Annotated in this window: 5 protein-coding genes; 2 read left to right on the top strand and 3 right to left on the bottom strand. The window is 43.0% G+C overall.

All coding sequences use genetic code 11. The annotated features are described in order from the left end of the window. Positions 1–280 precede the first annotated feature (280 nt). On the bottom strand, positions 281–592 hold the full coding sequence (locus tag IQ274_RS31150) for a hypothetical protein (protein ID WP_194144550.1): 312 nt from the start codon (positions 590–592) through the stop codon (positions 281–283). A 508-nt stretch (positions 593–1,100) separates the two neighbouring features. On the opposite strand from IQ274_RS31150, the gene IQ274_RS31145 reads away from it, so the two are divergent. Further along, positions 1,101–1,493 carry a hypothetical protein gene (locus IQ274_RS31145; RefSeq protein WP_194144549.1) on the top strand — a complete coding sequence of 131 codons (393 nt, stop codon included), beginning with the start codon at positions 1,101–1,103 and terminating at the stop codon, positions 1,491–1,493. A 100-nt stretch (positions 1,494–1,593) separates the two neighbouring features. On the opposite strand, the gene IQ274_RS31140 is transcribed toward IQ274_RS31145, so the two are convergent. Beyond that, entirely contained in the window at positions 1,594–2,289 is a 696-nt protein-coding gene (locus IQ274_RS31140) for a hypothetical protein (protein WP_194144548.1), read from the bottom strand. A 1,269-nt stretch (positions 2,290–3,558) separates the two neighbouring features. Between IQ274_RS31140 and IQ274_RS31135 the strand changes: the two genes are divergently transcribed. Continuing rightward, on the top strand, positions 3,559–4,221 hold the full coding sequence (locus IQ274_RS31135; protein ID WP_194144552.1) for a tyrosine-type recombinase/integrase: 663 nt from the start codon (positions 3,559–3,561) through the stop codon (positions 4,219–4,221). Between the two features lie 102 nt (positions 4,222–4,323). Here the strand turns inward: IQ274_RS31135 and IQ274_RS31130 are convergent, their stop codons facing one another. Then, entirely contained in the window at positions 4,324–7,914 is a 3,591-nt protein-coding gene (locus tag IQ274_RS31130; protein WP_194144547.1) for a DUF3854 domain-containing protein, read from the bottom strand. Positions 7,915–8,833 lie beyond the last annotated feature (919 nt).

Genomic DNA, 8,833 nt, shown 5'->3' with positions numbered 1-8,833 from the left:
TTTGTGTTTAACAAACTTTGGGGGTTTAAGTCCCCCTGCCTAATGACGGCAGCGCGTTTTGATGCCTCAGCTAAATCCACGTCACAAAACGTAATTGCGAATTGCGTTAGCGGAGCGGGGCGTTAGCCCATTGCGAATTGCGAATTGGTTTAAGTCCTGCATTTTAAGGCAATTGCATTGGTCGGGGTTTCATAGCTACGTCCAATGTTGTCCTCACTACACCCCACACCCTACCCCCTTTTTCTTGACCTTATTACCAAAGTTAAAAGTAACAAAAAATCTATTTCCAGCTTCCTACTTCTGACTTGCTTAATGCTCGTTGTTGAAATTCACTTTCTATATCAGCTAAAGTATGCTCTCTAGCTAGTGAGCGAATTTCTTGAAGGGGAGCAATATGATACTTGTAGAGCTTGCTCATGCCATTTAGACCACCTGTTTTTTCGTTGGTGAATTTCTGGAACTCTGGCAAGTACTTTCGAGCTATGTTCAAATACGCTTGTAGTTGTCTTGCAGAAACCTTTGGCTTTAACATCGCCGCAACTTCTGGTCTTGTTAGTTCTTCATTTTGCCAGGTAAACCTCCCTATCCCCATGACTCTGAGAACTTCTTGGAACTTCTAACTACATATAAAAATACCCGCCTTTTTCGTGGCGGGCAAGTCGCAAATGCAACTACAAGAGAAAAATTTTGTTCAAAGACAAGAATTTAGCTTCTTACCCTGACTTGCCCATTTTTCATCTAGAAGGCTGCAAGCTACGTGAACAACGTTTTGAGGGTTTCGCTTAAATCTTCCTTTCATTCCCCAGCAGCGAACAGTGTAATCACTTTCGTATCCTAATACGAACGCCATCTCTTGATAAGTTAACTTCCACTTCTTCTTAAACTCTATTGGGTGCATAGTATTTATTTGATACTTGCATAAGGAACTTATTTAATATTTATAACATAATTAATTAGTCAAATCTTTATAATTTTGTGTCAAAGGATAAATAATCTTCTTATATTTATTTATCTTAATATCTTGATAAAATATATTAGCTATTATCGAATTTATCCAATTTATCTATAATAGAGATATTCTCTTTTAACCAATCAACTTTATGTCCAACACAGATACTAATTTTCATCAACTCTTTCAACCCAAAAGCCAAGTTAATGAAGATAACGAAAATCCCACGCTATTACTCAATCGCCTAATTCCTACTGATGACCAAATCAAAGACTGGCTACAGTCACCACAAATCAGACAGTGGCTTACAAAGCTACTAATGGGCATACCGAATAATCTCAAGACAGAAGCCATAAATACCATCATCAAAAATGTTATACAAAACCCAGACAAAGACTGTCGAGTACAATTTGGTAGTTCAACTATTGGAGTTGATGTTTTGCGGTGGCAAATCTGGGCATCCTATAAATTACCTTACGCCAGTGGAATCAAAACTCCTGATTGCCCCTACACTTTGAAAAAACATTTGGATACTCCTGACTAACTTCCCAGATCACATAATCCCGAAGTTTCATTAAATTCCCACACAATACCCGACCTATTCTTACAAAGAAAGGGAACAGGGAACAGAATGTGTCCTGATACTAACTTGCTGGCTGATAGAATCCCGTATTTTGGTTAAATTCCCACCCTAGCCCTGCTCTATCCTTGTTCTTACACCATGCTACAAAAAGCGGTGGGGGAAGATTAATTCGCTCTTTGCGTACAGTTTCCTCACTTACACCAAGCCTCTTGGCCAAACCTTCTTCAGTTAACGGTTGCATTCGCGGACTTTGCCCAGAATAGGATGAATTGTTGTAGTACGATTTTTGGCCTCGCTTTTGTTGGTTGTTGAGATAGTCTTGTATTTTAATGATCGCCTCAGCCAACTGTGTCATTCGGGCTGTCATCTTTTCAATTTTTTGTTCTAAATTGGCGAGATTATCAATTACTGTGGTTTGGTTGCTATTAGATTCATTTGAAAACTCTGACTCCAGCTTATCAAGTCTTTCGCAAATAGCTATTATTGTTTCGTTGGTCGGACTGGCGTTACTATTGTTACTCGTAACTAAGTACTTCTCAACACTTGCCTTAATCTGAGAATCTAAGCGTTTGTCTAAATTATTACCATCTATTGCATCAAGCTGATCTTGAGAATCGTCTAAGTAAAGTTCGATAAATTCGAGCAGCGTGGCTGTTGCGGTCGTCCCTTTCGAGTTGCAACAGGCGATAAACTGCTCCCACTTCCTTTGGTCACAGTTGAAAGATGCTAATTTTTTTTTCCGCCCTGTATTGCTCATGTTCACGTATCATCTAGGTAAACTTGGATTGCCCACGCTTATTAAATCGTGTAATTCATCATGATGAATTACCTTGATGCTATCATCGCCAAGTGTGTCAGCGCATTCTTCAAGCGATGGCTTTTGTAAAGAGATGCTACTGCCAACGGCTACCATTGGCGATCAAAAATTATCTCAGGCTTAAACACTTGCAGGATTGCTTTATCTAATTTTTGCTCATCGAAACAGTGCTGAGTACCTAGTTAGATTGCTGAGTAAGAAAGCAATAATTGCATCCAGTACAGTAAGTCTGTACCCCTATGGGGATCTTGCTACGCATAGCGTCTCTAAAAGTTGCCCCTGCTTTTAAGCCCTGGTGTCCATTAAAGAATTAGTTGTCAGTTTTAAATAATTAGTGTCCAAACGCATCGGAGAAAAGTTTGAGTTTTTGGGGAGCAAGTTTTACCCGTCCGTTTTTTGAAGAATTTTTTATAGAGGAATCAAAGCACTCTCAAAAAATAAACTTAAAATGACTCTATAGTTTTATGGCGTGATAGCGATTAGATAGCGGGCTATTCCGATAAGCTTGATTTGGCATGAAAACAACAGATGCAGGAAAGAATTTTGTACAAGTTTCTTAAAATAAGCACCTTTGCCCGTTTTCTCTAACCCAAACCTACACCTGTAATATTTGTGTAGTTAACTGTTAAGAGTATGCTCTTTAACCTGTTATATTACTTATTAACTATAAAGTCATTTTTAGTTTGTTTTTTTCATCGATTTTTAGGTTTTTCTTTTAGAAGTGTATTTTTAGGGGGAACCGCAAAAAAAGATACCAGCCTTGTTCTTAATTGCTCGTTGTGTGGCGTGGATCTGGATCGTACTTTCGTATCTTTATGAGCGGTTAAGTGCCTTACCACCCAAATCGGGAAAATTGACTTGCCTGAAGACGAACCGATCACTTACTTGGGTAGGTACCTACACGTTGAAAACACATTGTAATTTCAGACATCAAAAACTAACTTGCCATTCGGTAAAGTCCCAACGGTCGTTTCTGCATTGTTATCAATCAATATTGATATTGCCTAACCACAACAACTGGTGCTTTCAGGTGAAAGCTGCGGCGATTGCACGGAGCGCAACTGTCCATTAAAGAATTATTTGTCACGTTAATTGCTGAAAATACCCATACTGCTCATCTGCATAGCTGCGAAAATTGCACCCCTGGCAAAACCTGTCTCGTGGACTGGGATAATAAGAACAGGGCGGGGTGTTGATGGGGCAGCAACCTTGAAAATTGATAGGCATGGTCGAGCAAAGATTTTGTCTTTGCAGGAAATCCAACTTCTGTTCTCGGAGGGGGTGGATTCACTGCGAGATAAAGCGCTGTTTGCGGTGATGCTTTACACAGCGTGTCGGGTGAATGAAGCAGTGACGTTGCTTAAGCGCGACGTATATGATACCAAAGGAAAAGTCAGAGCCAAAATCATCTTTCGCAAAGGTAACACGAAAGGGAAACTGGCTACCCGTGCTATCCCGGTAATTCAAGAATTGCGAGTCAGGTTGCAAGCATATAAACCGCGTGATGATTCTCCTTGGCTGTTCCCTGGAAATGCTGACCACTCAAGAGCGAATAACCACCTGCACCGGGATTCGGCATTGTGGATATTGCGAGTCGCTTGCAAAAAAGTAGGAGTTGAAGGCATAAGCTCTCACAGCTTTCGGCGCACAGCACTCACCTCGATGAGTAATGCCGGAATTCCCTTAAGAGTGATTCAGGAAATTTCTGGGCATCGCACGTTGGACGAGCTGTACAAGTACCTGGAGGTGAGAGAAGATCAAGTATTGGGAGCGGTATCATCTTTAGCACTACTTGCTCCGGTTTCGTCAGACGACTTCGGGAAACCCCAGTTAGTCGAAGTGACCGATAATTCAGTAAAGAAAAGGCATTGACCCCATTTTACCAAAAAATCGATTTCGCAAAGCAGCATCAGCGCAATTGCTGAAAGCAAAAGTAGAAATTGCTTCAATGATGCGGTTAGTTATGACGAAAGTTTAGGAGAACTCCATCGGCAACACCTCTTCACTTAGCAAGGCATAAAATTCCGGGACAAGAGATTCCACAAGTCGCAGTTCACTCGCGGCGATCACTTCAAGTTCCAGCACCGTATCCCAGCGCAAATCCTCAACCCATCGCTTGAGAATGCCTTTAATCGCGTCCACCCCCTGCTTAATACCAGAGCGAAGTGTTTCTACGCAGTGGAGTAGTGTAACGCGATCTGTCGGAGGCGACTCAAATTCGGTAGTATCCTCCCCTTGGCAATGGGAGTTCCCTATAGCATCAAGGGGGGGTGTGGATACGGGCTGCTGATTGGGGTTTACACTATACGCAGCAAGGGTTTGAGCAGCAGAATAGGTTCGATTTTCTTTTTGATTACGCTTTTCCACGCGATGAGCAATTACATGCATTGCAAATTCTAATTCCTCTTTAGATAAAGAGAAAAGTTTCACCTGTTGACCGCGCTTGCCCTGCTTGCGGAAAGTCAACTTTAGCCCCAGCTGCTCTACTAAAGTAGCTAGCAACCAAATAGGTTTACAGTCTAGGGGAATAGTAAATCCAAGAATTGCTTTGACGTGAGCAGCACAGTTTTTAGCGATCTCCGTCATCTTGAGTAAGGTGGAATCGTCGGCAGTAACTTCATCACCCTTCATTAAAGAAGTGAGAATTTGATGCAGTCCCAGGTTAAATCTAGCCAGCCAGCGTGCGGAATAATTACCCCAGTCGATGCACAAAGGTAAATTGTCCCGCTCATTGCGGTCTTTTTGGGTGACAATTGTTGGTGGTGTAGGATAAGTTTGCCCAGTTTTTGGGTCAGTAAAAGATTCTTCGGGTGGGGCTAAAATGGCCTCAAGTCCAGCGATAGCTCTAATTAAGCGGCCACCTTTATCCATTTCTACGAGTGATTCGGTAACTTCAATGCCGTAAGAATCAGAAATGCGGAACTTTTCACATTCAAAAATTTCATTAGGGTCAAGGTAATCTTTGCTCTGACGGGCACGGTACTCACTCAAAGTAATATTCTTGGCCTTGGCAACAGCCGAATTGTGGGCACTATCCAAAGCTTGTGCTGCTGCTTTTAGACTTTCAAGGGATTGAGGATCTGAATCACTGCCCACATATATAAATGTATTGCCCATTTCGGTGAGGAGCGATCGCAAATCATCACGCAGATTATTGAGAGAATAGTGGCGGTTAGCCATAATTTGACAATAGGCATCTAAGGCCCAATCTTTCTCCGCTCCCCGCTTACCCGTTTCTCTGTCAATTCGCAACAGAAAAGCGGTCATTTCATTGGTTTGGAGTAAGCGCTCTTTAATCTTGGATGCGTTTGTATCCTTGTAACCAAAGGGAGGACGCTTTGCCACCCAAATATGAAACGGGACTTTTGGGCGATAGCGGTACAACTGCTGGGCGCATTCAGTAGCAGTTTGGGAAACGCCGTGAAACACACCAAATACTAAATCAAAATGATACTCAGAAATATCGACACCAGTACCGAGACTGGGAGAGGTGAACAAGGCATCAAAGTTTTTGACGGCGTTGGTGATATCTTTGATGAAAGCGACATTCTCATCACTGCCAGAATTGTCAGAGTGAACCGACCAGATACGCCATGAAGTCCTACGGACTGGGCAAGGGGTAAGGGGTAAGGGGGAAAAAAGGGTGGAGGAATCTGTTAATTCTTCCTTTTCCCGGTTACTGAGCGTAGTCGTTGGCGTAGCCTCTCCAAGAGTTGTATCCCCTTTAACCTTTAAAGAGCCAAGTTCACTTGGCGAACTACTAGATTCTTCGTATTTGATAGTAAAGGATTTGTCAAGTTTTTTGATAAAACGCTTACTGTCGCTGGCAACCATAACTTTTTCACCAAGCATCAGCGCTGCCGAGATTTGGGCGACTATGGCGCTTGAATTATCCCCCTCGTACCAATAAATTGTGCGTGAACCGTTTCGCCACTCGTTTTTAATGATGTACGGGACTTCACCTTTTGGTCGCATCGCAAGAAAGAAGTTTACCGTTAAATCGTCCATGTGTGCATCAGCGATGACGACCAGTGGCGCATTGTATACTATATATTCCAGTACTTCTAGGATTGCTGCACGGTGCTGTTTGCAAGTATTACTGTGTAGTAAGTGGGTAAGGTATTGGCAAGCTTCATCTATAAATATGCAACCGTAGGTGAGAGACTGAGTATTCAGCTTATGCAAGCTGTCGATAGTAATACTAAGGGCTTGGGCTTGGGCTAAACCTGTGTAACCCAAGTCGGAGTACATCGCCGTCCGCAAGCGTTCGGCAAGATTTTTCAGCAAGTTAACCCGATGTCCATTGTTGAGAAATCTGGCATCAGGATTTTGGTCACGCCACCAGCGCATAAGTTCAGTTTTGCCTGTACCCATGTCGCTCCAGAGTACGACCAGTCCTGATTTTGGGAAATTGAAGGTAGGGGATTTCTTCGATTTGTCTGAATCAACTCCGCCAGAATCCGTAGACTCCTTCTTTCTCCAATGTCCTTTTATAGATGGCGTGAAAAGTTGTTCCTTTTCAAGTTCATAAAGCTCAGGCACTCTCAAGCATTTTTCTTCAAGTTCAGGAATGCACAAAGCCTCAGAGAGATACTTGACATTAACAGTGACATCTGGTTTGTATTTGCTAAGTCCCCATTTCTTAGCCCGATATGAGCGCTGGTAATCTTTGAGTGATTTAGCATCGTCTATAATTGCAGTTAGTAGTGCATTGGCATCAACACCTCGACCAACTACAAAATCATCAACGCCTTTTTCTGGCCCCGGCAGTAATGCAACTTCACATTCAGAACCAGCAGACTCAATTGCCTTTGCAGTGCGAACAGTGGCTTGAAACACTGACCACCTGGTTTTAGCTTTTGTTTCGTGGTCAAAAAGAATTATGAACTTGCGTCCCGCCTGAGCCATTGGTACTAAGTCAGGATGCAACCGTTCATCAAAATCCTGTTTGCCGACGCGCCCGTTCCAAATTCCCGGCAGTGCGATCGCTACAAACCCCAAAGAGAGCAAGCAGGCCGCTTTTTTTTCGCCCTCGCATAAGATAACTGGAATCTCTGGATGCTGTTTTACCCACTCCCAAAATATTAGTGGATTGAGTTGATCCAGCAAGCGTAGCGCCAAAAGCGAATGATAGCGCTTAATTAAATAACGCTTTGCAACTTTGTCCCAGATGGGGTTAGCGACATCAAAGTAAGTAACGCGATTGGGGGTTTTGGGGGGTGACTCGTATTTGACTGGTTTGCCTGTTTGCCAATCAAAGCGCGGGAAGTTGGGCTTAATTCTTCCCCATTCCATCGGTTGCCAGTTTTTGAATGGGTCAAGTGACTGAATCCACGTCCCACCCAGTAATAGATGCTGATACAGCTTTAAGTATCCATCTGTTACCCGACCCGCATTCTTACGTGGGATTTTATCAGATATGAACAGGAAATCATAAACTGATTCTCCCTCTACATGGAAGAAGTTGCGCTTAATCAACGCCGGATGAATGGCGCTACCAGCTAACAACTCATGGTATTCCGCAGCCGTGAGATTGTTTGGATATTCAGTTGAAGAGGCATTCATCGGTTCTCTCCTCGGAATCCCTTGGAAAGAACGCTTTCAAGCTGCGAAATCCTTGCTCTAGCCGTTCGCCAACCCAAAATTACTGGGTGGAGGTCGGCAGGGGAGCAGAGGAGCAGGGGAGCAGAGGAGAGGCTTATATAAGTTCTTTCCCCTCTGCCCCTCTGCCCCTCTGCCCCTCTGCTAACCACCATGCAAAGTTGACTTGCCAGACTATTAGCCTGCATATTCCGAAAATTTCCCTTCGTCACAGCACAAAATTGCCATGTGAAAGCTGTACTCGACCCTATGCGCTCTAACACTGCGCTCTTGGGGCGTTCTCTGTTTTTCACGATATTTTCCCCTGATAACTCGGTTGACAAGTTCAGAGGGGGTTGAATCAGTTATCAGTTATCTAATCTTGGACTCTACTCCCAACTGATAACTGGTAACTATTATTCGCGCTACTACTGCTTTTAACTACAAAATTCGGGATGTTTCTTAACCAAACTTAACTTTACCTAAAATTTATGAATTTCGACAGCAAAAACACACCGCAGGGAATGGACTTTCCAGGCGGCAGACCCTATAATGGATCTGGTAGCGCGGTAAAAACTCTCGGACAATTTAGTAGTCGCACCAGTGGCCAAACTTTAGCGACAACTTCTTTTGTTCCTTCGAGATCAAACCCGCTCTAGATCAATATGAAATTTGCAATACGTAGAAAGCGCGACTCCTTAGTGGCGCTTTCTGCATTAAACAGTCGTACTGTTGTATCTTCACCTCCATGCCTCCTTTCAATTAGCTTGATTTTACAGAAGTTCTGGTCGTCTTACTCGGTCGAGGTAAGAGCTTTCATTCAAATGTATTCGCAGAAGATATTTGGTTTAGGTTAAGATACCTAAACACAAGCTTTTCAAAACAAACCCATTGAATTAATCAG

Origin of the sequence: Nostoc sp. LEGE 12447 (assembly GCF_015206985.1) — a bacterium.
Taxonomy (GTDB): Bacteria; Cyanobacteriota; Cyanobacteriia; order Cyanobacteriales; family Nostocaceae; genus Nostoc.
This window is presented reverse-complemented; position numbering and strand designations above follow the sequence as displayed.